The sequence below is a fragment of the Acaryochloris sp. 'Moss Beach' genome (assembly GCF_021497025.1).
Classification (GTDB): Bacteria; Cyanobacteriota; Cyanobacteriia; order Thermosynechococcales; family Thermosynechococcaceae; genus Acaryochloris; species Acaryochloris marina_A.
The window spans coordinates 1,665,322-1,690,868 of sequence record NZ_CP071717.1 but is presented as its reverse complement, the minus strand read 5'-3'; the positions used below and the strand labels follow the sequence as shown (position 1 = coordinate 1,690,868).

Annotated in this window: 23 protein-coding genes and 3 pseudogenes; 8 read left to right on the top strand and 18 right to left on the bottom strand. The window is 48.1% G+C overall.

Annotated elements, in window-relative coordinates; genetic code table 11:
• Positions 1-38 precede the first annotated feature (38 nt).
• On the top strand, positions 39-1,871 hold the full coding sequence (locus HRE53_RS07805) for a response regulator (RefSeq protein ID WP_235109822.1): 1,833 nt from the start codon (positions 39-41) through the stop codon (positions 1,869-1,871).
• Here HRE53_RS07805 and hemH read toward each other — a convergent pair.
• The 5 genes and pseudogenes from hemH to HRE53_RS07780 form a co-directional block, all read right to left on the bottom strand.
• Positions 1,868-3,031, bottom strand: a complete 1,164-nt coding sequence (gene hemH / locus HRE53_RS07800) for a ferrochelatase (RefSeq protein ID WP_212662935.1) — start codon at positions 3,029-3,031, stop codon at positions 1,868-1,870. The genes HRE53_RS07805 and hemH overlap by 4 nt on opposite strands.
• A gap of 186 nt (positions 3,032-3,217) precedes the next feature.
• Positions 3,218-3,427 (bottom strand): sulfur carrier protein ThiS, encoded by a 210-nt coding sequence (gene thiS / locus HRE53_RS07795; RefSeq protein ID WP_315874849.1) that lies wholly within the window; start codon positions 3,425-3,427, stop codon positions 3,218-3,220.
• A 142-nt stretch (positions 3,428-3,569) separates the two neighbouring features.
• Positions 3,570-4,606: pseudogene (locus HRE53_RS07790) on the bottom strand (thiamine phosphate synthase).
• A gap of 87 nt (positions 4,607-4,693) precedes the next feature.
• Positions 4,694-5,119 carry a hypothetical protein gene (locus HRE53_RS07785; protein WP_235109821.1) on the bottom strand — a complete coding sequence of 142 codons (426 nt, stop codon included), beginning with the start codon at positions 5,117-5,119 and terminating at the stop codon, positions 4,694-4,696.
• 164 nt (positions 5,120-5,283) lie between these two features.
• Positions 5,284-5,760, bottom strand: coding sequence for a hypothetical protein (locus HRE53_RS07780; RefSeq protein WP_235109820.1), 477 nt, complete (start codon positions 5,758-5,760; stop codon positions 5,284-5,286).
• Positions 5,761-6,282: 522 nt separating this feature from the next.
• Between HRE53_RS07780 and HRE53_RS07775 the strand changes: the two genes are divergently transcribed.
• The 3 genes from HRE53_RS07775 to HRE53_RS07765 are packed head-to-tail and all read left to right on the top strand — an operon-like array spanning position 6,283 to position 7,796.
• Positions 6,283-6,864 (top strand): DUF3747 domain-containing protein, encoded by a 582-nt coding sequence (locus tag HRE53_RS07775; protein WP_235109819.1) that lies wholly within the window; start codon positions 6,283-6,285, stop codon positions 6,862-6,864.
• A complete protein-coding gene (locus HRE53_RS07770; protein ID WP_235109818.1) occupies positions 6,818-7,390 on the top strand; it encodes a hypothetical protein in 573 nt (190 codons plus the stop codon). The genes HRE53_RS07775 and HRE53_RS07770 overlap by 47 nt, the downstream gene beginning before the upstream one ends.
• On the top strand, positions 7,359-7,796 hold the full coding sequence (locus HRE53_RS07765; protein WP_235109817.1) for a hypothetical protein: 438 nt from the start codon (positions 7,359-7,361) through the stop codon (positions 7,794-7,796). The genes HRE53_RS07770 and HRE53_RS07765 overlap by 32 nt, the downstream gene beginning before the upstream one ends.
• On the opposite strand, the gene ttcA is transcribed toward HRE53_RS07765, so the two are convergent.
• On the bottom strand, positions 7,793-8,629 hold the full coding sequence (ttcA, locus tag HRE53_RS07760; protein ID WP_235109816.1) for a tRNA 2-thiocytidine(32) synthetase TtcA: 837 nt from the start codon (positions 8,627-8,629) through the stop codon (positions 7,793-7,795). The two genes, HRE53_RS07765 and ttcA, sit on opposite strands and share 4 nt — an antisense overlap.
• A gap of 461 nt (positions 8,630-9,090) precedes the next feature.
• Here ttcA and HRE53_RS07755 point away from each other — a divergent pair, with 461 nt between their 5' ends.
• Both HRE53_RS07755 and HRE53_RS07750 read left to right on the top strand, forming a co-directional pair.
• Entirely contained in the window at positions 9,091-9,480 is a 390-nt protein-coding gene (locus HRE53_RS07755) for a hypothetical protein (RefSeq protein ID WP_235109815.1), read from the top strand.
• Positions 9,481-9,835: 355 nt separating this feature from the next.
• Positions 9,836-10,378, top strand: a complete 543-nt coding sequence (locus HRE53_RS07750; protein ID WP_235109813.1) for a hypothetical protein — start codon at positions 9,836-9,838, stop codon at positions 10,376-10,378.
• 209 nt (positions 10,379-10,587) lie between these two features.
• Here HRE53_RS07750 and HRE53_RS07745 read toward each other — a convergent pair whose 3' ends face one another.
• The 10 genes and pseudogenes from HRE53_RS07745 to HRE53_RS07700 form a co-directional block, all read right to left on the bottom strand.
• Entirely contained in the window at positions 10,588-10,923 is a 336-nt protein-coding gene (locus HRE53_RS07745; RefSeq protein ID WP_212662928.1) for a septal ring lytic transglycosylase RlpA family protein, read from the bottom strand.
• A gap of 84 nt (positions 10,924-11,007) precedes the next feature.
• Positions 11,008-11,442 (bottom strand): hypothetical protein, encoded by a 435-nt coding sequence (locus tag HRE53_RS07740; RefSeq protein WP_235109812.1) that lies wholly within the window; start codon positions 11,440-11,442, stop codon positions 11,008-11,010.
• A 191-nt stretch (positions 11,443-11,633) separates the two neighbouring features.
• Entirely contained in the window at positions 11,634-12,566 is a 933-nt protein-coding gene (locus HRE53_RS07735) for a cation diffusion facilitator family transporter (RefSeq protein ID WP_235109811.1), read from the bottom strand.
• An 85-nt stretch (positions 12,567-12,651) separates the two neighbouring features.
• The gene (locus HRE53_RS07730; protein WP_212662925.1) at positions 12,652-15,123 is read right to left on the bottom strand and encodes an ATP-dependent Clp protease ATP-binding subunit; all 2,472 of its coding nucleotides are present in this window, start codon (positions 15,121-15,123) and stop codon (positions 12,652-12,654) included.
• A gap of 228 nt (positions 15,124-15,351) precedes the next feature.
• Positions 15,352-15,957, bottom strand: a complete 606-nt coding sequence (locus HRE53_RS07725; protein WP_235109810.1) for a GNAT family N-acetyltransferase — start codon at positions 15,955-15,957, stop codon at positions 15,352-15,354.
• 45 nt (positions 15,958-16,002) lie between these two features.
• Entirely contained in the window at positions 16,003-17,772 is a 1,770-nt protein-coding gene (locus HRE53_RS07720; protein WP_235109809.1) for a serine protease, read from the bottom strand.
• Positions 17,773-17,898: 126 nt separating this feature from the next.
• Positions 17,899-19,602: an ABC-F family ATP-binding cassette domain-containing protein gene (locus HRE53_RS07715; protein WP_212662922.1), complete on the bottom strand. Its 1,704-nt coding sequence runs from the start codon at positions 19,600-19,602 to the stop codon at positions 17,899-17,901.
• A 113-nt stretch (positions 19,603-19,715) separates the two neighbouring features.
• On the bottom strand, positions 19,716-20,165 hold the full coding sequence (aroQ, locus tag HRE53_RS07710) for a type II 3-dehydroquinate dehydratase (RefSeq protein WP_235109808.1): 450 nt from the start codon (positions 20,163-20,165) through the stop codon (positions 19,716-19,718).
• 148 nt (positions 20,166-20,313) lie between these two features.
• Positions 20,314-20,442, bottom strand: a complete 129-nt coding sequence (locus tag HRE53_RS07705) for a DNA topoisomerase I (RefSeq protein ID WP_212662920.1) — start codon at positions 20,440-20,442, stop codon at positions 20,314-20,316.
• 182 nt (positions 20,443-20,624) lie between these two features.
• Positions 20,625-21,885, bottom strand: a pseudogene (locus tag HRE53_RS07700) (competence/damage-inducible protein A).
• Positions 21,886-22,014: 129 nt separating this feature from the next.
• On the opposite strand from HRE53_RS07700, the gene HRE53_RS07695 reads away from it, so the two are divergent.
• On the top strand, positions 22,015-22,488 hold the full coding sequence (locus HRE53_RS07695; RefSeq protein WP_235109807.1) for a hypothetical protein: 474 nt from the start codon (positions 22,015-22,017) through the stop codon (positions 22,486-22,488).
• A 22-nt stretch (positions 22,489-22,510) separates the two neighbouring features.
• On the opposite strand, the pseudogene HRE53_RS07690 reads toward HRE53_RS07695, so the two are convergent.
• Both HRE53_RS07690 and glyA read right to left on the bottom strand, forming a co-directional pair.
• Positions 22,511-23,563, bottom strand: a pseudogene (locus HRE53_RS07690) (glycosyltransferase family 4 protein).
• Between the two features lie 134 nt (positions 23,564-23,697).
• Complete coding sequence (gene glyA / locus HRE53_RS07685; protein WP_235109806.1) at positions 23,698-24,981, bottom strand: serine hydroxymethyltransferase; 1,284 nt, start codon at positions 24,979-24,981, stop codon at positions 23,698-23,700.
• Positions 24,982-25,279: 298 nt separating this feature from the next.
• Here glyA and HRE53_RS07680 point away from each other — a divergent pair, with 298 nt between their 5' ends.
• Complete coding sequence (locus tag HRE53_RS07680; protein ID WP_212662915.1) at positions 25,280-25,483, top strand: hypothetical protein; 204 nt, start codon at positions 25,280-25,282, stop codon at positions 25,481-25,483.
• Positions 25,484-25,547: the final 64 nt, after the last annotated feature.

Genomic DNA, 25,547 nt, shown 5'->3' with positions numbered 1-25,547 from the left:
ATACGTACACACCTCAGGGATTAGAGAGGTCATCATTCATGCCGAAAATTCTATTAGTTGAAGATAATGAACTTAATCGCGATATGCTCGGACGCCGATTAAAGCGTCGGGGCTATGATGTTGTGATTGCAGTTGATGGGGGCGAAGGCGTCACGAAGGCTCTCACAGAGCAGCCCGATCTCATTCTGATGGATATGAGTTTGCCAGTGATGAATGGCTGGGAAGCGACTAGGACTCTCAAAGCCGGGGAACAAACAGCCGCTATTCCGATTATTGCCCTCACAGCCCATGCCATGGTAGGTGATCGAGAAGAAGCCTTATCGGCAGGGTGTGATGATTACGATACTAAGCCCGTTGATCTCAAACGGTTGCTGCAGAAAATTGAAACCTTATTGCAAGGGACTCCAGAACAATCCCCACGCCCAGTCGAATCTGTGGCACAGGCGACACCCGCAGCTGTAGTGACCCCCGCTGCTCCACCCTCAGAACAGTTAGTCACCGCTGCGGCTAGAACATCTCCATCCGAGGTGCATCAAGAAGGACGTGAGGGGACTCCCCTCGTTGCGAGTACTCCGTCATCCCTACCTTCCTCTCCTTCCCCAAAGCCTGTCTCTGAGCCCACGACTCATAAACTCTTAGTCGTAGATGATGTCGAGGCTAACCGGGATATGTTGAGTCGGCGTTTACAGCGGAAGGGCTATGAAGTTGCCCTAGCAGATAGTGGTGAAGCCGCATTGGAACTCATTGCCACCACCGAGATTACCCTGGTATTGCTGGATATTATGATGCCAGGTATTGGCGGGATCGAAACCCTGAAGCGCATTCGGCAGACCTATTCCCAAGAAGAGCTACCGGTGATTATGGCGACCGCCAAGGATGCCAGTGAAAATGTGGTCGAAGCCCTAGAATTAGGAGCTAACGATTACATCACGAAGCCGATTGATTTACCTATTGCTTTGGCTCGTATTCAAAGTCATCTCAAAACCCGTGATGCTTCGGCAGTTGCCCGACAGCAGTTGTTGGAATCTACCGTCGCAGCAGCACCTCAGCCCTCATTTTGGGATGAGCACTTTCGGTTGGTTGAAGTCATCAGTAAGCATGCCTTCGGACAAACTGCCATCGCCCAAGATCTACAAGAGCTGGATACCCCCCTACGAATTGTTCATACCTTTCGGTTAGACACCAATAGCCCAGAAGTTTTACAGGCTGTGCAAGAGCTGTTTTTAGCCGAAATGGCGACTTTGAAACAGCTGGCTCCCCATCTGCAATGTCTCCCGGTACTCAGCTTCTTACAAGATAGTGAAGTCCTTCATATCGTTCATGAACATATCGAAGGGACAATGCTAAGCAAAGTATTGGTATCTCATGCTCCCTTAAATCCCCGCATGACCTGCAAATTTGCGGATGAGGTCTTAACGATTATTGAAATCCTGCATCAGGCCGATTTGGTGCATAGTCATCCTCATCCTGATTGCTTCTTGCAGCCCAATGAAAAAGGTAAAAAATTAGTCCTGATTGACTATGGTGTTGTCCCCCGTATTCTCAGTAAGCTGAGTGTTCAATTTCCGCAATATCAAAAATTGCTTCAGGATCAAGGGGATGTCTTAGCCCCAGAAATCAGCTACGGGACCTTTAAACCTGAAACAGACCAATATGTGATTGGCAAAACCTTTTTACAAGCTTTGCAACCATCAGCCTCAGAGACCGATCCAGAAATGGTCGAACTCCATCAGGCAACAATTCAGATTTTTGCCCAGATGTGCCAATTTAATATCCAATCACGATACTCGACCATGTACGATGCCAATCGTGCTGTGCGCAATCACTGGCACAAATTATGGAAAGCCGAACTGTCTAAAAAGCAAAGCTAGAGTAGCCCCGCTAAATGCAGGGGACCATAGCCACTGATCAGTTCAACCAGTAGGGCAATAAAGCCGACCATCGCGAAGCGACCATTCCAGCGTTCAGCCGTGGTCGTCATCCCCCATTCCCAACGCTCTTGGGGATACAGCTTAATTTTTTTCTGAGGTCGGAAGACTTGAGAGAATCTTAAAGAGGGCTTGTCTAGATATTCCAGCACCATCTCACTGAGGGTATCGATAAAGTCTGGATGTATATTGACGGCTGGCATCCGGCGAAAATTTTCAATGCCTGATTCGAGCGCTAAATGCCGGTATTCCATATCGATCTCTTGGAGCGTTTCGATATGCTCTGAGATAAAGCTAATAGGCACCACCACTAAATCTTTAACCCCCTGCTGACCCAAATGCGCAATCACATTTGTGGTGTAGGGGCGTAACCACTCCATCGGCCCCACTCGACTTTGATAAGCCAAAATATGGGGGTTGGGGCGTTCTAACGCCTCCATAATCAGCTGAGTACTGGCCTCAATCTCTTGCTGGTAGGGATCACCCGATTCAGTTACATAGCTGAGGGGGACACCATGGGCACTAAAAAATACAGTGGTTTGCTCAGGATTGGCAAACTGATCCAGCTCTTGGCGCAAAAAGTCAGCCATGACCTGCACATAGCCAGGGCGATCATGCCACGAAGAGATGACAGTGTACTTAATCTTCTGTAATTCTGGGTCTTCAGACCAGATCTTCTCCAATAACCGGATACTCGAACCGCTAGTACTGATCGAAAACTGAGGATAGAGCGGCAGAATGACCAGCTCTTCAATCCCATCTCGTTTGATACGGGCAACAGCCTCTTCGGTAAAAGGATGCCAGTAACGCATGCCGATATAAACCTGAGCATCACATCCCTTAGCCTGCAAGTCATCTTGGAGCGCGTGGGCTTGGGCTTCTGTGATTCGTCGTAATGGGGAACCACCACCGATTTGCCGATAGTTGTCCCGAGACGTCCGGGCCCGCAGGGTGGAAATAAACCCGGCAAAAGGCTTTTGCATCCAAGCAAATGGCAGCCGTAAAATTTCTGGATCAGCAAACAGGTTATACAAAAAAGGACGTACATCCTTTAGCTGCTCTGGTCCCCCTAGATTCAGTAATAGAACACCGACACGGCCCATAACCTGATGATTGCCTTTGTTAAACTCTGTTACTTATTTTAACAACATTGCTGGGGTAAAGCATTGACAAATGACCAATATTTCTGATACAAATTCGCAACCCAGGCCTAAGCTGGTTTAGAAATGCCCCAAGACAACTTTCGAACTTAGAGTCGTTGCTCGAAATCGTGTTGAGATTCGGGTGGTTTAGCCGCCCCCCACAATCGTCACGATTTCTAGACGATCTCCCATCTGCAAGCGGGTTGTTTCCCAAAACTGTCGATGCAGAATTTCGCCATTGTATTCTACCGCCACGAGGCGAGGATTGAGGTTTAACTGTACCAGAAATTCTGGCAATACCATGCTGGGTGAGCAGGTTTGTCGTTCTCCATTGACTTGGATATTAATCATTTTCATTTAGAGGAATCATTCACAAAAGCGATCCGATAGGGTGAAGTCTCTATCTATATATTAAGTTCAAGATCAAAACTCAACCCTGAATCTTGATGGGGGAGCTGAAGAATAGGTTTGGTCAAAGTTGGCTATATTCAGGCTGTGTCTACGGGGTGGGAGTGGGTGTTTTCGAAAACTGTTTTAACATCTGTTGGACAGCCTGGGTCGGAGAAGGGGCATTCATAATCGCCCTCACCACGGCCACTCGTTGGGCACCTGCGGTCAAGACTTCTTCTAGGTTGGTCTCATCAATGCCGCCGATAGCGTAATAGGGCATGGGCGCATGTTGATTGGCATAGTGGATGTACTCATGGCCGACGGCCGCTTTGTCTGCTTTAGTGGGGGTTGCATAAATAGGCCCGACGCCAATATAGTCTGCTTGCTCTTGGATGGCCCGATCCATTTCTTGAGGGTTAGTCGTGGAGCGCCCCACTAACTTATCTGGCCCGAGCATTTGACGAGCTACCGCCATGGTCATGTCCTGCTGCCCCAAGTGGACTCCATCGGCATCCACGGCCACAGCAATATCAATCCGATCATTAACAATAAACAGAGCATTATATTGATGGCATAGCTGGCATAAGGTCTGGGCAATGGCCAAACGTTGCTCGTCATCTGCTTGTTTCTCTCGGTATTGAACCAGCTTTAATCCTCCCTGCAATGCCGCTTCGACGACAGGGACTAGCTGTTCGTTGGGGGAAGTGACTAAATAAAGGGGGGCATCGAGTAACTGTTGCAATCGATGGCGAGGTTGCAGTTGAGTGTCTAGGGTATACACCTGATAGCGCATCTGCTTACAGGCTGCGGCCATGTTGGTATCGTAAAGCTTGCTATATTCTTCCAGCACTCGCAGGGCTTCTTGCACCCGGCAAAGGTTGGCTTGCACAACCGTTGGTAAGTCAGTGCGGGCTGCCTCTTGGGGGGTGGGTAAGCTGTGTGCCTGGATCATTGGGGGGTATCTCGGGCCATCCGCAAGGGGGGGTGATGCCAGCTAGCCAAGTCCTGACGGAGCTGTTTGCACTGAGCGCTCAGTTGGGAATTTTCTAGACCAAATCGACACCATTCTTCAATTACCCGCAACCCTTCTCGTGCGCGATCGAGATTGGCATCCAAGATGCGATAAAGGGTCGAGGTTGTATTCATCGTTAGAAAAAAATATTAAGAATAAATCTTTTCTATCCTATCAAGGAGCTGAGCTAAAACAAGCGCCACAATGAAGTGGAAGAGAGTTTATATCTTTATTTTTTTTAAGATTTCTAATTGATCTGAAAAATGTCCAGGCATGAGGTCAATATTTAGGGCAGACTTGAGTAAATAGAGACCTAATAGCAAAACGGCAGAAATCAGTAGATTCATGGCCACAATTAGCATAAAGGCAGCGATCATATTACCTGCTTTAGTTGCTCGGGATTTGGGATAAGGACGTTGACCTTTGCGGACGTCTTTACCCACCATTAATACAACGTAGAAACGCGAGAATAATAAGTCAACGACAAAGCGAATATCAATGAGTTTTGATTTGCGCTTTTTGCGGGTAAAATCCTGGCTTTCTAACTGATTATGATTGATGCTTAAATTGGCTGTTTTTTGCGTCACTTCATGGGCAATGGCTTGACTGATAAATTGCTTGATTTCCAGTACTTGTGCTGTATTCAAATTGGAGAGAAGAGTGGGATCGATTTGTTTGATACAGTCAGGCCTAGAGATCGCCTGTGACAGAGAATCTGTAGGGGTAGAGGATACGAAATTCTGATCTTTCGGGTTGGAGTGATTTCTATCTTTTGAAAATGATGACTGAGGCAACCGAGGTATCTCCTGTACTAAGTAATGTAGAGTAGGGCCATCGATGGGGGAGCCGGCATTGATCCTAGGTATAGCCAACGACCGATGATCAATCCTGCGCCTGTCAGCATCAGCAGACGATAAAAAGTCTTTTTTCGAGACCAGCCCAAAGCCTGAATCACTGGCTGAGCAAATGCCAGTAATAGAACAACCCCAATTGCGAATATCCATACCCCTACTAATGAGATTGCCCAAGTTGGCCCTTTCCAGTTCATAAGCAGGGGGGTTGCTGTGGTATATGCAGCAATCCACACGACGGAAACAACCCATAGCATTGCACCTGCGATCGCACCCTTCTCTGCCCAGGCGACATAAGCCATCAGCACCACGGTCCAAACCCATATCAGCAGGGGGGCTGCATAGGCTGCTAGAACCCACCCCACAGCCATGTAGGCCATCAGTAGACCGAAGAGATAGCCCCAGGCGATGGGTTGAGCCATGCGTTTTCTATTCATAAGGTTAGGATGGACATTTTTGAGATGGGATTGAACGGGTGTCTAGATAATCCGTCATCGGTTTGAGGCAATCTGTGAGAAATTTGTGTACAGATATATTATTTTTTTGAAAATAAAATTAGAATCTAATCTCATATTTCCACTGGTCTGATGCCTAGAGTCTCAGGCAGGAAATATCAAACTTGATGGTGTCAAATAATACATTTTGGGCAAAGTAACCGATGCGTCTTTGTCTAAATTTTGGTTCTCTATTTTAGAACTTAAATAGCTATTTATACTCAGGAAGTTTTAATTCTTAGATCCTAAGAATAATTGTATTTGTTAACTTATATTTCACTTTTTAGTTTTGAGTAAAAAAATAGGATAAAATTTGGCACCACCGGCTATTTTGATTCTGGGATGAATGTGATTTTGTAGCCGAAGAAATCTACGTTCAGCTCACAGGTTTGTCATGGACATTCCTAAAGAAATTAGCCAGTTTTAGTAGCAAGTCACTCACTTTTTGGGAAGCGGATAGGAGTCATGAAATATCATTTGAGTCGGGTTACGGTTGCGATCTCCAGCCTATTTCTGAGCCTGTTGATTCCCCATTCAGCCCAGGCTTATACCTTTGGTCAAGAAGAAGTAGACCAAAGTAAATTTATTGCGATCGCAGTTCCGTTTGCAGAAGGGAAGCAGTATAACCTGATTATTCTGGAGCAAATTTCATCGACCCAGGCCTGCTGGGAAGAAAAGGTGGATCAGCCTGGGGTGATTGACCCTCTGCTCCTACAGTTTGACTTCACCGGTATTTGTGGACGGAGTACGGATAGTAATGGGTATTCCATTCGCCAAGGGGGGCAAGACTATGCCATGGACTATCGTCTCTCCGTGGTGAAGCAAAATGGAAACTTAGTGCTGATGGGTTATCCCTCCCGCAATCCGGGTGCTCCCAAGCTGAAAATTGGTGAAACCCAAAGTCTTACGGATGGCTTCTTGAAAATTCAGCTAGAACCCGGTTGGCGGTTCTCAAAGCGGAGTTACAACGGCAAAACCCTCGGCCATATTTATTTCACCCATGACCAAGTTCCCAGTGCAGATACTATCGCTGAAGCCCCCCTCTGATGCTGTTCCCTCCTTAGAGTCTGCCCCGCCCGCCCCACCTGAAGATGGAGTGGAGAGTCTCCCCCCTTTGGAGTCACCACAGCCACCGACTCCACCCGCAGCTCCTCCAAAAGCCAAAGGTAAATTAGATCGGTCCCAGGAGCGGGATGAATTAACGAATCTCATTACATCTCCCATTGAAATCCCAGTGCCTAATAGGGGGACAGCCACTGGGCTCTGCTCCCTCTATTCCCCCCATCCCATGCCCGCAAAACCCCCAGGTGCCATCGCCCTCCCTCGCCCGGAAACCGATCCAGAATTACCCGAGTTAGCCGGTGAAAGCCCACCTCCTCCACCTTTAACAGCTCCACAATCGACTCGATACAGACCCTCCTCCAAACCTTCAGCCAGCAAACGGCGAAAACTAGTGAAGTTGGCTGCCAAATCACCGTTATCCAAGGGGTTCTTTTCTAGTCCTATTCCCATTCCAGTTCCCTCCCCTCGCCGCACAGCCATTGCCCCTATTCCTAGCGCCCCCCATTCCTAAAGGGTTGCCTAACTTGTCGGTTCCAGGACCGACGCTTAACTCTGGCGGTGTTCTCCCTGTGCCTCAAGAGAATGTGCCCTTGGGACGCTATAGCCCTGCTTCGGATATTTATACGGCCAGTCGAGATGCAGGGCGTGCCCAGCAGTTAGCTGCAATTTCAGGCACTGGAAATCCACCTCCTCCCCCCTTGGATGAGCGCTCCAGACTTCGCTATCGGGTGATCGTTAAGACTGCAAGTTCAGCGGATTACAAGAGAATCAAAACCCTAGTTCCCGATGCGTTTCGATCTAGATATAAGGGCCGATCCGTCTTACAGGTGGGTGCTTATGAAAAGCGCAGCGAAGCAGATGAACGTCTGGATATGTTGAGCCTAGAAGGAATTGATGGGACCCTTGATATTCGCTAGGGGCATGACTTATCCGGTGAATCTACAGCAGGAGTTGCGGCAATAGCCAAGTGAGCAAAATCAAAAAGCTGTGGATCGGCCAGTTGCGATAATTCGACATTTTGTAGACTGCGAAAGATCGTTTCTAATCGCCCCGGTGTTTCTTGTTCCCAAGTTTGCAGCATTTGCTTGACTTGGACCCGCTGTAGCGTTTCCTGCGAGCCACAGAGGGTGCAGGGAATAATCGGGAATTGACGCAAATCGGCATACCGCTGGATATCCGCTTCTGGGCAGTAAGCGAGGGGACGGATCACCATATGCTGGCGATTATCGCTCAACAGTTTGGGGGGCATGGCTTCTAGCTTGCCGGCATGGAACAGATTAAGAAAGAGAGTTTCGATAATGTCTTCCCGATGATGGCCGAGGGCGATTTTGGTGGCTTGCTCTTCTTGAGCCACGCGATATAGAATCCCCCTCCGCAACCGTGAGCAGAGGCCACACATGGTCTTGCCTTCGGGAATGACGCGTTTGACCGTACTGTAGGTATCTTCTTCGACAATGCGGTAAGGGACTTGTAGTTTATCTAGATAAGTCGGTAAAATCTCTTCGGGAAAATTGGGTTGTTTTTGATCTAGGTTGACGGCCAGAATCTCAAAGTCAATGGGGGCGGCATGCTGCAGGTGCAACAAAATATCCAGCAGGGTGTAAGAGTCTTTGCCACCGGACAAACACACCATAATCCGATCGCCCGCTTCGATCATGTTGTAGTCACGAATGGCCTTGCCCACTAGCCCTCTAAGTCGAGCTTGTAGTTTCTTCAGTTGTTTGGAGGGATGGAGTTGAGTGGTGGTCATAAATAGATCGGACAATAGAGCAATCAATACTGGGCGATATCTAGTTCACTCAGAGATGGTGAAATGCTGAAGGATAGGGAGTTGTATCCAGATAGCAGTATTATTTCCAAATCGAGATAGATAGAACTCCGGCACTCTCCTATGCTTTCCTATCTTACTGACTGGCTGGAACAAGTCTTGATTGGGTTTAGCCGTGCGACTTGTTACGTGTTTTACCTGGTTCCGTTCCGTTTACAGACATTTCGAAAGCAGCACCCTGATGTTCAGATACTGGCCACAGGTGTGACGAAAGCTAGAAAGATGGAGACTGATACCAAGCTGTGCCTGAAGGTGTAACTCTCAAATTCGTGAAACCTAATACTGAGTTGGCTTAGCAAATAATTAAAATTACACTCTTAGGTGCTAATTGGTATGATTCCCCAGTTCAGTATGAGCTTGAATGGGTCGCGTCCCGACGCGGAATGCTGATTCTGACAGAAACCAGTCTATTCTGTGGAGATTGGGAGATTTCCCTGGAAACGGTGAGTGAAGCAGTATTGCTGAGCCTAACTGGAGGATATGTCCTCAAGATTTCTACAGTGGCAGGAGACCATTACCAATTTGGATTGAATAAAAATCTGGCTTGGGAGACGCAAGCCATACTGCCATTAACCAAACAACAAGGCAGTATTGCCTATTCCACCCAAAGCTTGATACTCAGGGCCATCGTGTTGATGGGGGTATTCTGGTATCTCTATCAAGGAATATTAGCGTCGAATCTGGCAAAAATCCTATTGGCATTGATCGCGTCTGTGCTGATCGGGATTCCCCTTCTCCTGCGAATTTTTCAAAAGCTTCAGCAGAATCGTTGATCTAATGTGCGTATTGCTTAGTCAGACACCAGGGAATCATAAAGAAGGGTAATTAAGGCATTTGATGATAGAGAAACGTTACACAGTAGACAACCTTCCGGCTGTTGGAACCATATATGCATTTCGCTTGGCGGATGGACGTTATGGCGCGTGTAGAATCGCAAAAATTGTATCAAACACTGACAGCGACGAATGGTCTGGGATCTGTCCTGTGATTGTCACAACGACTTACCTTGACAATGAGATACCGCAACTGGAGGATGAACGCCTTGAAGAGATTCTACGACTAACGCACCATTCATATACAGGATCGCCAGTGTGTTGGACAGTTAGCTCGCCACCCAGTTCTGACTTCATGAACATTGGTATTATTTGTCCACCCGAATCAGATCAAGACTTGCCAGAAAATCACTTTGGCTTCTGGGATACGTTCAATGGCCATCATTTATTACTGCAGGAGGAGTGGGACAACGGCAATCACGAAGAAATACTTCGTCGTCAGCAAGAAGAATTTTCGGCAAGGCTCCTGGAATCGGAGCGGAAAGAAAAAGAGCGATTGGCTCGCCTGGGAACGATGAGTTTAAAGCAATTTCGACGCGAAAAATTTTTCTCAAGATGGGAAGAATATATGACGCCAAAGATTGTGGTCAAAAAGTCCCGGCGGTTATTCAGAAGCACTATTGATACACTGATCGCTTTAGGCGAAAAACCAAAAAAACAGCATGTTCATACCCAATTAAAATTACTTATTGAAGGCTTCAATGGGCTTCAGCAGCAATATCGAACCTTGGAAACAAGTGAAAGAGACGATATTTGTCAGCATTTGAGTGATCTTTGTTATGTTCTCAAACTGAAGGACGATCCTGTGATTCTTTTTGAACAATGGGAAGATCTGTAAGTTTGTTCAATCACTGTGACAGCAATTTAAGTAAAGCAATCCCTATGGCAATCTACAAAACTGGTATAGGCTGAGTCCTTGCTGAACACTTTGGAGCAGCGATCACAGAAGCCTCCTAATTGAGTTAGGGGGCTTCTGGAAATATCAAGATTTCAACTCAGAGCAACTTCTGATCCATCTATTGCAATCCAACCGTTTGAGGCAGTCACTTACCGGAGAATTTGGATGGATACGGGTGCAACACCCGATTGCAGAAGACCAATCTGTCCAGCAGCAGCTTTGCTGAGGTCAATCCCGCAGTTGCATCGATCGTTGATGCGAACACTGACTGAAGCCCCATTATTGAGATTAGTCACTTGGACCCAGGTGCCGAAGGGTAGGCTAGGGTGAGCTGCAGTATTGCCCCATGTATCGAAGATTTCGCCAGATGCAGTTTGGCGGCCTTGGTAGTAATCACTGTAGTAAGTTGCCGTTTGAGCCAAGGCAGCAGACTGAAAAAACACTGATGCTGCAAAGGTCAAGGGAACAATTAATTTCTTGAGCATAATTACTTACTCTTTATGGGGCTTACCGTTCATCACCCTAACAAATTATTACAAATTATGTCAAATCCTCCCAATTGATGACTTTTATAACAAGACTCCCATCCGTCGTAACCGAGTTAACCGAGTCGAAATCGCCCCGCCATGCAGTGGAGAGCCTTGTTTGGTATGGAGTAAACAACAGCTTGGGCTGAAGGAGAGGGATCTAATTTCCAACTCACAGGCCAAAGGGGGATGATTAAGTGAAAGGGGGCTGGATGCTGCAGGGATAGTCTGTTCGCCTGGAATGAGCTTCCCCAACAATTTGCTGGCTACTGGGTTCGAGACTGGAAGCTGAATCTGATCTGACCACCCTTGCCAGAAAGGTTTTAACTTAAAAGGCAAGAACTGTTTCTTTTTGGATTGTTTGGGCTGAATCTTTTGCAGAGTATTGGCTGTGCTGAGGGCTAGAAGTAACCCTAGCCACCCCAAACTCAACCCTAAACACAGCCATACCATCGTCATTGCCAGGTCAAGATTCATATGCTCAACTCCTAGGAATTCAGATTTTGCAGATCACTGTACAACATCTGACTAGATAGACTGAATTCTTGTGCCTGAAGGTTACGGAAAATGAAGTATCAGACGGTTGATGGCTTTTAGAGTCAATGGATGTGGCAATTCAAGATAGTTTGGTTAGATTTTGTGTTGTAGTAGAGTCTGCATCTCAAGAGTTAGGATTTTTTCTGCATCTCTATACAAATGTCTGATAGATAAGGAATTTCTTGTTGGAGGTGAGTACGAAGCTGGTTTGCGATCGCATCCCCGTCTCCAACACTCATCTCAGACTCTACTGCCAGACAAACCTGAGCATAAAGCTGATGTCCCATCCATCGGGCCTTTAAATTTGTATAGTCATATTTGGCAAGGGCCAGCTGTAATTGCTCTGTCGTTCCAGGCTCAATGCCATCTAGTAACCGCGTCAAAATGGTCTGGCCAGAATCCCAAACAATATGCAGTAAAGCGAAAGTAATCCCTAACCCCACCACTGGATCAGCCCAAGGGTAGCCCAGCCATAACCCTATTGCACTGATGACCACTGCTAAGCTGACAAGCCCATCAGTGCGGGCATGATATCCATCTGCGACTAATGCTGCACTACCAATTTCCTTGCCGACTCGGATGCGAAATAGAGCAATGGATTCATTGCCGATGAAACCGATACCGGCTGCGATCGCAACTGCTCCCAAGTGCTCCAAAGGTTGAGGATGGATAAATCGCTGAATCGATTCATATCCCGTAGCTACGGCGCTAGCCGCAATAATCAGAATGATCATGACGCCAGCTAAATCTTCAACTCGACCATAGCCATACTGGAATCGACGGCTAGGGGCCAATCGTCCCATCCAAAAGGCAATGCCCAAGGGTAAAGCACTAATAATATCGCCGACGTTGTGGAGTAAGTCAGCCAAGAGGGCCACACTGCCAGAAAGATAAACCGCACCCACTTGGAGTAAAACCGTGATTAGCAGTCCCGCCGTAGACCATTTGACGGCCCACAAGCCCCGTTCAGAACTCGCCAAACTGGGATCGATAACGCCGTGACTGTGAGTACAGGAATCATGGTCGTGGTGATCGTGGTTGTGGACAGGGGTCTCTGCAGTCATAGATCGTCCTGGGCGTTATAGAGGTAGTAACAAGAAAGGGAAACCCTTTCGGATTTCCCTTTTTCAGCAATGAGCAGGTCGTTGATTATTCTGCGGCTTGAGGCAGCAGTTCCCGTTTTTCAGCCGGGGCAATCTTGACTTGCTGATTTTCGTCGACATCAACGATGGCAGTATCGCCTTCCTTCACCCGACCCGAGAGAATTTCTTCAGCCAAGGTGTCTTCCAGTAAGCGCATAATGGCCCGACGTAAAGGACGTGCCCCATAACTGGGGTTGTAGCCCTCTTCCACCAAACGCTCCTTAAAGCGCTCCGTGATTTCCAAGGTGATGTTCTTTTCTTCTAAGCGGACGAAGACTTCCTTCAGTAAGAGCTCAGAAATTTCTTTAACTTCAGCCTTGTTGAGCTGACGGAAGACAATGATTTCGTCTAGTCGGTTCAAGAACTCAGGTCGGAAGTAGCCCTTCAGCTCTTCGTTAACCAAGGAGCGAATCCGATTGTATTGGGAATCCGCTTCATCCTCGGCGAATTCAAAGCCAAGTCCACCGCCACCCTTCTCAATCACCTTCGACCCGATGTTCGAAGTCATGATCAGCAAGGTGTTCTTGAAGTCCACCGTCCGTCCTTTGGCATCGGTCAAGCGACCATCTTCCAAAATCTGCAGCAGCATATTGAAGACATCAGGGTGGGCCTTTTCAATTTCGTCGAAGAGGACCACGGTGTAAGGACGTCGTCGAACAGCCTCAGTGAGCTGTCCACCTTCGTTATAGCCAACATAGCCAGGAGGTGAACCAATCAACTTGGAAACCGTATGACGCTCCATGTACTCAGACATATCCAAGCGAATCATGGCTTCTTCGGCCCCAAAGAAGTAGGTTGCTAGAGCCTTAGTTAGCTCTGTCTTGCCCACCCCGGTCGGACCAGAGAAAATGAAGCTAGCAATGGGACGATTGGGATTCTTCAAACCCACACGAGCCCGCCGAATCGCCCGAGAGATAGCGCGTACGGCTTCATCCTGACCAATCAAGCGCTGGTGCAAGGTATCTTCCATATGCATCAGCTTCTCAGACTCAGATTCCGTCAGTTTACTGACGGGAACCCCAGTCCAGGAGGCCACGATATGGGCGATATCTTCTTCCGTTACTTTGGGAGAATCGTCTGTCTTTTCATCACTAGAATTTTTTTTGTTCTGAGCAATGGCTTTGATTTCGGACTTAATCTCCATCTCGCGATCCCGCAGTTCACCCGCTTTATCGAAGTCTTGAGACCGAACTGCATCGTCCTTATCTTTGAGGACCTTGCGAAGTTCCTTGTCTAATTCCTTCGCGGCAGGCGGTAGTTGCGAGTTAATCAACCGCACTCTGGATCCAGCTTCATCAATCAGGTCGATGGCCTTGTCCGGGAGATAGCGATCAGAGATATAGCGATCAGAGAGCTTAGCAGCTGCTTCCAAAGACTCATCTAAAATGCTGAGCTTATGGTGCTGCTCATAGCGTTCGCGCAGGCCATACAGAATTTCGATGGTTTCTTCAACAGAAGGCTCACCCACCATGACAGGCTGGAAACGACGTTCCAGGGCTGCATCCCGCTCAATATGCTTACGATATTCATCTAAGGTGGTGGCACCAATGCACTGCAGTTCACCCCGAGCCAACGCAGGCTTGAGGATGTTAGCGGCATCAATGGCCCCTTCAGCAGCTCCCGCACCGATGAGGGTATGAACTTCGTCAATCACCAAAATAACGTTGGAGGCTTGGCGAATCTCATCCATGATTTTCTTGAGGCGCTCTTCAAACTCACCTCGATATTTGGTGCCGGCAACCAGCAGACCAATATCCAAGGTAACCACGCGCTTCTCTTCCAGGATGTCGGGAATATCCCCATTGGCGATGCGCTGGGCGAGACCTTCTGCGATCGCAGTTTTACCCACACCTGGCTCACCAATCAGGACCGGGTTGTTTTTGGTCCGACGGCCGAGAATCTGAATGACGCGCTCAATTTCTTTTTGACGACCGACGACCGGATCGAGCTTGCCTTCAGTCGCTAGGTTAGTTAGATTGGCCCCAAATTCGTCTAGGGTTGGCGTTTTGGTTCGTCCTTGTCCACCGCCAGCAGAGACTTCTGCTGTTTCACCCAACATGCGGATGACTTGAGTGCGAACCTTAGCCAGGTCAACTCCAAGATTTTCCAGGACACGGGCGGCGACCCCTTCACCCTCACGGATGAGTCCTAAAAGCAGGTGCTCAGTGCCAATGTAATTATGACCCAATTGACGGGCCTCTTCCAAGGACAACTCGAGAACGCGCTTTGCTCTGGGGGTAAAGGGAATCTCTACCGCAACAAACCCAGAACCGCGACCGATAATTTTTTCTACTTCAACGCGAGCATCTTTAAGATTGACACCCATGGATTTCAAAACTTTGGCAGCCACGCCTGTTCCTTCTCCAATGAGGCCCAAAAGAATTTGCTCTGTGCCGACAAAATTGTGCCCCAAGCGGCGGGCTTCCTCTTGAGCCAGCATGATGACTTTAATGGCTTTTTCTGTAAAGCGTTCAAACATGGCGTTTTCCCACAACCTGCTGCTTGCTGGTAAACCCAATTTTAGCACGATAGATCGGCTGAATTGGTGATTACATAAGGATTCTCACTGAATCGATGAGGAACTTTCGTAAACGAAAAATCCTATTTTTGACCAAAACAGCTTTTTCCTTTGATCCATTGTAGATTTATCTTTCCAACAATTGGGTCATAAATGATCAAACTAGGGTGTGGATATTACGAAATTACTTTAAGAGTCTGCCTTAGCATCACCCCAGATCATCTTTAGACCACTGCATCCCCACAGGGCGAGTTGATGCTCAGTGTCGCGTTGCCATACCTCAAGAGATTGCTGAAATTGAGGGGTCTGTAAATCTCCTTGCCATAGGATGAGGGCATCCTCACCGTTGTCGTAATAGTGGGGCCGTTGCCCAGCGGTTTTGAATCCCAATTTTTTGTATAGTTTCACGGCTGCCGAGTTGGCAACATTGACTTCTAACGTGGCTCGATTGGCTTGCTCAAGTCTGGCTAATGTTAAGAGTGATGTTAATAGGGCTTGGCCCAGCCCTTGCCCTTGATGTTGAGGATGAATACCCAGCATCGTAATATGGGCTTCGTCTTCGACTCTCCATAGACAACTGATGCCAATCAAGGGATGAGATGACGCTGTCTGATCATCACGGATTGCAGGATTCGAAGCCTCCATTCGCAATCGTAGTCCCAATAAAGTACTGCTCAGCCGGTCCAATTCTTGCTGGTACCCTTGCAAACTCCACCAGCCACCAAAAATCTGCAGATCTAAAGCTACTGCCTCTGCTAAGTCTTGGGCCTTGAGAGGGCTAACCTCAGCCAACATGCTGGGCTAGCCCCTGCTGATCTCGCCTCATTACTCGATCAGCCCCTAGCTTTGGAGAGGACGATAGGACTGCACATACTGGCCGATATATCGTTTTAGATAGCTCTGCATAAAGGTTTGGATAAAGGCCTTCATCTTAGGGCGTAATGCAGGTTGCGATTGCACTTGGTTAATCGCGTTACTTAACTTCTGATAGGAATCTCGGCTGCTCGGATCTTTTGCCAGTTGAACCGCCTGTTGAAGACTGGCAAGAGCTTGTTCGTCATTCCCCGCCTGGAAGTAGGCAATTCCCCGGCTACCATACATATCCGCAAGAGCGACATTGCCAGGCTTGATGCGAATAACTTGATCAAAATCAGAAATGGCCCCTGGGTTATCGCCTTGGGTGAGGCGAATCATGCCGCGGATGGTGTAGATATCACTACTGCCAGTATTGATGCGGATGCCTTCATCAAAGTCCCGTAAGGCCCCTTGATTGTCTCCCATTTGGAAACGCAAAATTCCCCGAACGCCTACAGCTTCTAAATATTTAGGATTGAGCTGAATGGAACGATTCAGATCTTTCAGAGCGCCATCATAATTGCCCAACTGCCACCGGACAAACCCACGAAAATAGTGAACAGCATAGGCATCCTTGAAAGAGGCTTTGAGGTTTAATGCTTGATCGAAATCGGATTGAGCCCCTGATAAATCACTGCGATACCAGCGCACGACTCCCCGAGAGGCATAGCCGATTTCAGGTTTTAGACGAACTGCTTTCTCAACGTCGGATTGAGCCCCGCGAATATTGCCAGTGACCACCCGATATAGTCCGCGAATCCCATAGGCATCTGCTAACTGAGGATCAATCTGGATTGCTTGGTCTAAGTCTGCGAGCGCTCCTGGGCGATCGCCTTGCTGAAACTTGATGGTGGCCCGATCGCCATAAGCACTGGCATAGCTAGGATTTAGACTAATCGCCTGGTTCAGATCCTGCAGCGCCCCTTGGGAATCTCCCCGCTGCAGCTTATCAGTGGCCTGGAGGTAAAAGTCACCTGCCCTTGGTCCTTGGGGCACTGGCGGGCGTGGAGGAATAGAGGGATTGGATGGGCTAGGTGGAGAGGTTGCAAGGTTAGAATCTAACTTAACCCCTATCTGAGGGACCATCGTTGAGAAGGTATCAATGGGAATGCCCAGGTTCGTATCATTTTTGAAGTAGACATTGCCCTGTTGCTGAGCATCAGAGCGACCATGAATTCCGACCAGGGCTCCTTGATCATCTAAGACGGGGCCGCCGCTCATGCCAGGCCGTGTGGAATTGTTATAAACCAGGGCATAGCCATCGGCTAAAGGTTTAGACGAGTTGGCGGTGAGCCGCCCTTCGGTAAATCGGTAAATCGATAAGTTAATGGCTTGAGTCGGTTGTGGAAATCCCGCTACAAAAATGGGCTTCCCTTCTTGTATTTGGGTAGAGTTCCCCAGGTCGGCGACTTTGTAGGTTTTATCGCTTTTAAACTTGAGGACAGCTAGATCAATGCCTGGCAGGCGTTTAACGGTTTGATAGTCTAATTTGTAGCGTTGATCGGTGGGGGTGACAACATCATATTCATCGGGGGTGCCGACGACATGAAACGCAGTGAGAACGGTATAGGTATCGCCATCCCGATTGATAATCACTCCTGATCCTGGATTTTGACCATCGATTAGAACCGTGACTTGTTTCGCAATGCCACTGATTTGATCAGGACTGAGGGATTGGGCAGGTTGAGGTGCAATTGCAACTGCTGCAACCCCAATGAGTGCCACAGTCGGATAAGTAAAATTTTTGAATACCATAATGCTGAAAGATCGCCACCAGAACATACTCTAGCACGGAGAAAAATAGGCCACCTGATGCATTTCAGCAGCATTATGGTGTGTTTTAGGGGGCTAAAACGGTTGAGATTCTACTGCAGGCTACTACTAAACCTTGGCTTTTGCTTTCTTTCGCTTCTTGGTCCGCTTCGCCTCAGCTTTGGCTGCTTTCTCGGCGGCAATCTTATCTTGTTTTGCTTGCTCGGCTGTGGCAGCTATTTTCTCTTGGTAGTACTGATAATCGCCCCGATAGAGAGTCAATTCTCCCTCATTGATCTCCACAATTTTAGTCGCGACTTGTGAGATGAAATATCGGTCATGGGACACAATCACGACCGTGCCGTCGTAATCCTGTAGTGCTGCTTCTAGCATCTCTTTTGCTGGAATATCGAGGTGATTGGTCGGCTCATCTAGAATGAGTAAGTTGACGGGGCTGAGCAACATTTTGGCTAGGGCCAACCGAGCTTTCTCCCCTCCACTCAGAGCTTCCACTCGTTTGAAGGCAGTTTCGCCACTGAAGAGGAAACGTCCCAAGAGGGTCCGTACCTCTTCATTCTTCCAATCAGGTACCTCATCATGAATGGTTTCCATCACGGTTTTTGAAAGATCCAAAGCCTCTGCTTGGTTCTGCTCAAAATACCCTGGGATGACATTATGCTCTCCAAACTTGATGGTACCTTCATCGGGTGGCTCTGTTCCCATCAACATGTGCAGGAGGGTGGATTTTCCGGCCCCATTCGGGCCTAAGATGGCCACTCGATCGCCACGCTCTAGCAATAGGTTGGCCCCTAGGAAAAGAATATCGTCTCCATAGGTTTTCACCATATCCTTGACGATGATGACTTCTCGGCCACTACGAGGTGCAGCAGGAAACTGAAACTTCAGGGTGCGGACATCGGCAGTGGGGGCTTCAATTCGTTCTACTTTGTTGAGCTGCTTTTCGCGACTTTTTGCTTGGGTACTGCGGGTGGCACTTGCGCGAAAGCGATCCACATAGGCCTGCTGTTTTTCGAGTTCTTTTTGCTGATGGTCATAAGCACTCAGCTGGGCAGATTGCTGTTCTGTTTTCTGTTGGATGTATGCAGAATAGTTGCCCAAATAAGAGGTAGCCACTCCCCGCTCAGTTTCCACGATTCGAGTACAGAGTCGATCCATAAAGGCGCGATCGTGGGACACAATCACCATGGGGGTCGTGAGTCCTTTTAAATAGGTCTCTAGCCACTCAATGGTTTCTAGGTCCAAGTGGTTGGTCGGTTCGTCCAGTAGGAGAATGTCGGGGCTTTGCAGCAGGATTTTACCTAAGCACATCCGCATTTGCCAACCGCCACTAAAGGCACTGACCAATCGGTCTCCATCCTCGGAGCTAAAGCCCATTTCCGGCAAGATTTTTTCAATCCGGGACTCTAGGTTATAGCCATCTAAGGCTTCAAACTGACGCTGTAGCCGGTCCAGCTGATGGATTAAGTCGTCGAGGGTGTCTGGATCAGCACTTTCCATTTGCTGCTGGACTTGCTGCTGCTGTTGCTGAACTTGGTTGGCTTCTGTAAAAACGGTCCAAAATTCTTCCCGTACGGTTCGACTTGTGACAACATCGAACTCTTGGTTGAGATAGGCAATATGAAGGTTGTTGGGACGAATGACCTCTCCCGATGTTGGCTCTACTTCCCCAGCAATGATTTTGAGTTGGGTAGATTTGCCTGCACCATTGACGCCCACTAAGCCAATCCGATCACCCGGTTTTAGCTCCCAATTCACATCTTTGAGAATTTCGCCCGTGGGATAGACCTTACTAACATGTTCCAGTCTTAGCATTTAGAACTCCGATACCAACTGCAGGCTCACGGAATTCTCCCTCGACAATCCCGGATTTCAGTAACAAAAGTTTATTATAGTCTAGACTTCGTAATGAATCGCCTAGGGCAGGATTAAGTCTGGGTTTGTAAGTGATTAACTAAGGCTTGGAGTCCTAAAGAGTAGCTCTGGGCACCGAATCCGCTGATTTGACCGACAACGATTGGCGCGATAAAGGAATGATGCCGAAAGTCTTCGCGGCGATAGATATTACTCAGATGAACTTCAACAGCTGGAATAGCGACAGCTGCTAAAGCATCGCGAATAGCGACACTGGTATGGGTATATGCTGCTGCATTGATGACGATGCCGTCATGACAATCCAAGGCTTCCTGAATAGTATCGACTAGGTTGCCTTCATGATTGGATTGATAGAATGCAATATCGCATTGCAGCTTCTCTGCCAGAGATAGCAGCTGCTGATTAATTTTTTTTAGGGTGACTGAACCGTAAATACCGGGTTCACGCTGACCGAGTAGATTTAGGTTAGGACCGTGCAGGACCAGGATGCTAAGACGACTCACAGGAAATCAGCGAAAAGCGCTGGTTAGTCATGACATTCGAAGTTTGCCATCTTTTACGGCTATTTAGCAGCATAAAACAGCAAAGCCCATTAGCATCATTAGATTTCTAAAAAAACCTAAGGACGAACTGATAAGTAATAGAAGGAGTCTAATGCCGATCTCGAACAGGGATAGGAATCATCTCTAGTTCAGGCTCAACTTCTGGACCAACCAGAACTTCAACGAGCTTACGAGCAAAATTCTTGATTTTTTCGATGATTTTATCTAAATAGTCCATTGAGTAAATAATCCCTCGCAGTGACGTTGTAACGCATCCGAAAAAACTATATGATTGTTTTTACAGATGGTTATAAAACAAAAAAATGTTATAACGTTTCTTTAACGTAGCATATTTACTGATTGATTGTGTGGTCTCTGTAACCAAATTACGTGTAAGCCCGGATGTCTACGCTAGCAATTTTATGGTTGCTCTGCCAGCAGTTGGCGACGCAACCGATCGAGGGCATGGGACGTACTCATCTGTCGAACCCAGTCCCGTCCTCTTAACGGACTAATTTGATATTCAAAGCTTTGGGTTCCTTGTGGTCCTGATAATCCGATATATACCAGGCCAACCGGTTTAGTCTCGGTGCCACCTTCTGGACCTGCAATGCCAGTAATGCTAATGCCCCAAGTACTACGAAGTTGAGATCGCACTCCTGCTGCCATCTGTTCTGCCACAATTGCACTCACGGCTCCATACTGTTCAAGATCTGCTGTGTTTACCTTCAGCAAATCTCGTTTGGCAGAATTGGCATAGGAAATTACCCCTCCCAAAAAATAGGTTGAACTACCAGATACACCAGTAAGTCGTTGCCCTAGTCCTCCACCCGTACAGGATTCGGCAACGGCTAGGGTTTCTCCTCTTTGTTGTAGGAGGTTGCCAACTATGGATTCCAAGGTTTCATCATCGGCACCAAAACAGTTCAGTCCGCAAATTTGTCGGATTTGTTGTTCGATGGGTGTAATGACTTGGTAGGCCGTCTCCTGTGAGGTGGCGCGGGTGGAAATTCGTAATCGAGCCTGTCCTTTGCTGGCATAGGGCGCAACGGTGGGGTTGGTTAAGGCTAATAGGGGAGCCACTTGGTCCGCTAGAGTAGATTCGGGAATACCCCAAAACCGGAGGACCCGGCTATAAATTTGGGCGGTCACCCAGTCTGTTAATTGCAGATAGGGTACGGCTGTTTCCTGCCACATCCGATGAAACTCTTTGGGAACACCAGGAAAGGTGAAAATCGTCAGCTCTGGGTGTGGATGCCAAATGATACCAGGGGCACTGCCGATGGGATTAGGTAGGACTTGAGCGCCCTCGGGGAGTAAGGCCTGTTTGTCGTTGGATGGACTGGGCTCTCGGTTGCCCTGGGCAAATTTATGGGCAATATCTTCTAAAATTTCGGGATGGTTGACCAAAGGAGCTTGGAAGAAATCAGCCAAGGTTTCTGTGGTGAGGTCATCTGGGGGTCGGTCCCAGGCCACCAGTGAAGATCAGGAGTTGAGAGCGTTGACAAGCTAATGCGATCGCACGTTTGATACGAGTGGGGTTATCTCCCACCACGGTCTGATGAAAATGAGCGATACCTAACCGAGCCAATTCCTGCCCCAAAAACTGAGCATTTGAGTTCAGTACTTCTCCAAGGAGCAGCTCTGTCCCCACGCAAATGACCTCAGCGCTTCGGCTCATACCCTTTAATCTCGTTGACTTATCCTCAACACTGTATCGTTACTTCTAACGTAAATGTGACGAGCTGACTCGGTTTGGTAGCTGATTGGGTAAATTAAAGCCAGCGTTTTGTGAAAGAATAGGCCAAACATGTTTGAATCAGGACTTTTTGTCACGACAGCGATTCAGGGGTTGAAGTGGCTACAAGTTTGGCATGAGAAACAGGCCAATCCACCCCATCTTCCTCAACATGTGGTCTTGACCTTCAAACGCTTTAAGGAAGCCTACGATAGTAAGAACGCCTATAAACTCAAGCTATTACTGTCTGACCGCTATCGTGGAGATCTGTTTGGCGTCAGCAGTAAGCGAGCCTATATCAATACACAAAAACGAGTATTTGAGTCTCTCCCATGGTTTATCAATCCCTGTCTTTGTATAAATGTCTACAGCATTGTGGAAGAAACGCCTGAAGCATTTTTTGCCATTATCGATACTCAATCTAAAGCCACCGCATTAGGTGTGCCAATTACAAACTTCGACTCTGCTCCTGTCCGCTGCCGTCTGCAGAAAGAATCGGGCTTATGGATGATTAGAGAAATGTTTGTAGAACCTAGATTGGTTTAATGGGGAGATCCTTGGCTCTTCCTTACGTGCGGGGTTCTTGCAACCGCTGCCAAGCGCGCCAGATGGCATAACACAAGAGTAAAGTCGCTCCAATCGCATAGGCTGTACCTGCAGGAATGCCAGCAATCGCGATGGCTAAGCTGCCGACCCAAAAAACAATGGCATAAATAAGAAGGACACTGCGCCGTTGAGAGAGTCCTGCTTCTAGAAGACGATGGTGAAGGTGACCTTTATCGGCACTAAAAGGGGACTTGCCGCGACGCAACCGGTTGAGAACCACTGTAGACGTATCAAAAATGGGTACTGCCAAGATGACAAAGGGTAAGGCAACTGCGACAGTCGTCACCGTTTTGACTAAGCCAATTACCCCAACGCCTGCCAGGGTAAATCCTAAGAAATAAGCGCCGCCATCTCCCATAAATATCTGGGCAGGGTTGAAATTATAGCGAAGAAAGCCTAAAGCTCCTCCTGCAAGGGCTGCAGCCAACAAAGCTGCCGTTGGTTGGTTCATGAATAAGCTGACCACCAACATCACCACTGCTGAAATTCCTGAGATGCCAGCCGCTAGACCATCTAAGCCATCCATAAAGTTGACGGCATTGGCCATGCCCACTAGCCATATTAAGGTCAGGGGCAGACTGAGCCACTCGATATTGATGAGTCCTAAGTCAGAGAAAGGCAATGTGACAAAGTCGATGCGGACCCCAACCCCCCCCAGGCCATTCCAGCCACCGCAAACTGCATTAACAGCCGCGACCAAGGCGTTAGGGTAAATAAATCATCGGCAAGGCCAATCAAGAAGTACAGCATGCCCCCAATGACCACCCCCCAGACTTCGGAGGCCGATGCGGGTGGTAGGTCACCAAATCCGCCGGAGATGGCAACAATGAGTAGGGCAATTTGGGTCCCCATAAAGATGGAAATACCCCCCAAACGCACCATGGGGCGCTTGTGGACTTTTTCGGGGGTCGGGCATGTCTACATAGCCACTCTTTAAACCAATCCTTTTAACGATTGGTGTACTCCAGAGGACCACGAGGGCAGCCACGAGAAAGGCAACCAGATGGTAAGGCATCCGAGATCCTGCTACGTAAAGAAAATTGAGCAAACCATGTAGAATAGAAAACAGTCTTAATGAACTGTCACAATGACATCATGCATGAGGAACGGGGATAAACACAAGCCTCGTTGCCAAACCCAGGGGGATGCTTACTGGGTTAAAGCAGGCACAGGGCTAGTGAGATGAGGATAAAGGGGAAATCGCGAACAGAGATTAGCAACGCGCTGGCGGCAGTCTTCTGTTACTGCTGTGTCCTCAGGCTTTACCAGACAATCAGCAATGATATTAGCAATCTCGGTAAATTCTGCAGTTCCCATGCCCCGAGTGGTCATGGCAGGAGATCCTAATCTGAGTCCACTCGTGACAAAGGGAGATTCTGGGTCGAAGGGCACGGTGTTTTTGTTGGCTGTGATATTAACTTGGCTTACCCGCTGATCGGCTTGCTTGCCTGTCATGCTAATAGAACGCAAGTCAACGAGCAATAGGTGATTGTCTGTACCGTTAGAGACGATTTTGAATCCACGTTCTTGAAGTTGTTTGGCTAGGGTTTGGGCATTCTCAATCACATGGCCACAATAATTGCTGAAATCAGGCTTGAGGGCTTCACCAAAGGCCACTGCTTTAGCCGCAATGACATGCTCTAGGGGGCCGCCTTGGGTGCCGGGGAAGACAGATTTATCGAACTTTTTACCCAGCTCAGGATCCTTGGTCATGATCAGACCGCCTCGGGGACCTCGGAGGGTTTTGTGAGTGGTTGTCGTAACTACGTCACAGAAGGGTAAAGGATTGGGGTGATGACCGGATGCCACCAAGCCAGCAATATGGGCAATATCTGCCATTAAGTAGGCATCGATTTCATCTGCGATCGCCCGAAATTTCTCAAAATCAATGATGCGAGGATAGGCAGAGTAACCACAGACAATCATTTTGGGCCGATGCTTGAGGGCCAGCTCGCGAATTGTCTCGTAGTTGAGCTGTTCGGTATCTGGATCGACGCCGTACTGGACGACATTGAACCATTTGCCCGAGACATTCACTGGAGATCCATGGGTTAAGTGACCACCATGGGACAAATCCATCCCCATGAAGGTATCGCCTGGCTGGAGTAAGGTTAGAAAAACGGCGAAGTTGGCCTGAGCGCCAGAATGAGGCTGAACGTTAACGTGGGCCGCATTAAATAATTCCTTGGCTCGATCAATGGCCAGCTGCTCAGCCGCATCAATAAATTCGCAGCCACCGTAGTAACGCTTGCCGGGGAGTCCTTCTGCATACTTATTCGTGAGGACTGAGCCTTGTGCTGCCAAGACGGCTGCGGAGGTGAAATTCTCGCTGGCAATCAGCTCTAGATGATCACGCTGGCGCTGTAATTCCTGCTGTAGCATTCCTGCGATCGCAGGATCGGTTTCTGTCAAAATATCTAAGCTAGTTTGCATGGCACAGCCTGTCCTTTTCCAGTGTCAACAAAGCTACGATCGAACAGCATCGGTACGTTAATAGGTCCTTAGCTGTGTGTTTTTCTTGCTTCCCCAACGGATAACAACGATCTTTAAAGTAATTATCTTAACGCCTATAAGCATCCTTAACACCTCAGTTCAAGGGGACTGGATTCTGATGGAAATGACAGCATCTTCTAACCCCTCTGCTTAATTCTTAATAGCCCATAGCAGACAACTCCTAGATGGGTCGCCTAAAATGGTATGTAGAGCTGATCAAAGTGTTTGGAGGTTGATAATGTTAGTCATCCTAACTGAAGATCAATTACTCTCTCCGCAAGTTGTCTGCCAGTCTTGTTTACTGGCCAATCGCCAGGGCCAGCCTCGATGGCACCAGAATCGATTGTGCTGTGGTCACTTATTAGAACAGATTTCAGAGACTGAGGTGCAGCCGAAGCAATACCGGTGTCAAATGGGATTTCGAGTTGCTGAAGTGGAGTAATGGGTTGGTATGGGGTTGAGACCTGACCGTTGCTTCAGGTAAACCCACCATATTTCCGTTGCTG

Excerpts from the sequence above, each read along its gene's own strand:
- HRE53_RS07805 (WP_235109822.1), top strand. The coding sequence starts at position 39 with ATGCCGAAAATTCTATTAGTTGAAGATAATGAACTTAATCGCGATATG.
- hemH (WP_212662935.1), bottom strand. The coding sequence starts at position 3,031 with ATGGGCCGTGTCGGTGTTCTATTACTGAATCTAGGGGGACCAGAGCAG.
- thiS (WP_315874849.1), bottom strand. The coding sequence starts at position 3,427 with ATGAAAATGATTAATATCCAAGTCAATGGAGAACGACAAACCTGCTCA.
- HRE53_RS07780 (WP_235109820.1), bottom strand. The coding sequence starts at position 5,760 with ATGAATAGAAAACGCATGGCTCAACCCATCGCCTGGGGCTATCTCTTC.
- HRE53_RS07775 (WP_235109819.1), top strand. The coding sequence starts at position 6,283 with ATGAAATATCATTTGAGTCGGGTTACGGTTGCGATCTCCAGCCTATTT.
- HRE53_RS07770 (WP_235109818.1), top strand. The coding sequence starts at position 6,818 with ATGACCAAGTTCCCAGTGCAGATACTATCGCTGAAGCCCCCCTCTGAT.
- ttcA (WP_235109816.1), bottom strand. The coding sequence starts at position 8,629 with ATGACCACCACTCAACTCCATCCCTCCAAACAACTGAAGAAACTACAA.
- HRE53_RS07755 (WP_235109815.1), top strand. The coding sequence starts at position 9,091 with ATGCTGATTCTGACAGAAACCAGTCTATTCTGTGGAGATTGGGAGATT.
- HRE53_RS07750 (WP_235109813.1), top strand. The coding sequence starts at position 9,836 with ATGAACATTGGTATTATTTGTCCACCCGAATCAGATCAAGACTTGCCA.
- HRE53_RS07745 (WP_212662928.1), bottom strand. The coding sequence starts at position 10,923 with ATGCTCAAGAAATTAATTGTTCCCTTGACCTTTGCAGCATCAGTGTTT.
- HRE53_RS07740 (WP_235109812.1), bottom strand. The coding sequence starts at position 11,442 with ATGAATCTTGACCTGGCAATGACGATGGTATGGCTGTGTTTAGGGTTG.
- HRE53_RS07735 (WP_235109811.1), bottom strand. The coding sequence starts at position 12,566 with ATGACTGCAGAGACCCCTGTCCACAACCACGATCACCACGACCATGAT.
- HRE53_RS07730 (WP_212662925.1), bottom strand. The coding sequence starts at position 15,123 with ATGTTTGAACGCTTTACAGAAAAAGCCATTAAAGTCATCATGCTGGCT.
- HRE53_RS07725 (WP_235109810.1), bottom strand. The coding sequence starts at position 15,957 with ATGTTGGCTGAGGTTAGCCCTCTCAAGGCCCAAGACTTAGCAGAGGCA.
- HRE53_RS07720 (WP_235109809.1), bottom strand. The coding sequence starts at position 17,772 with ATGGTATTCAAAAATTTTACTTATCCGACTGTGGCACTCATTGGGGTT.
- HRE53_RS07715 (WP_212662922.1), bottom strand. The coding sequence starts at position 19,602 with ATGCTAAGACTGGAACATGTTAGTAAGGTCTATCCCACGGGCGAAATT.
- HRE53_RS07705 (WP_212662920.1), bottom strand. The coding sequence starts at position 20,442 with ATGGACTATTTAGATAAAATCATCGAAAAAATCAAGAATTTTGCTCGT.
- HRE53_RS07695 (WP_235109807.1), top strand. The coding sequence starts at position 22,015 with ATGTTTGAATCAGGACTTTTTGTCACGACAGCGATTCAGGGGTTGAAG.
- glyA (WP_235109806.1), bottom strand. The coding sequence starts at position 24,981 with ATGCAAACTAGCTTAGATATTTTGACAGAAACCGATCCTGCGATCGCA.
- HRE53_RS07680 (WP_212662915.1), top strand. The coding sequence starts at position 25,280 with ATGTTAGTCATCCTAACTGAAGATCAATTACTCTCTCCGCAAGTTGTC.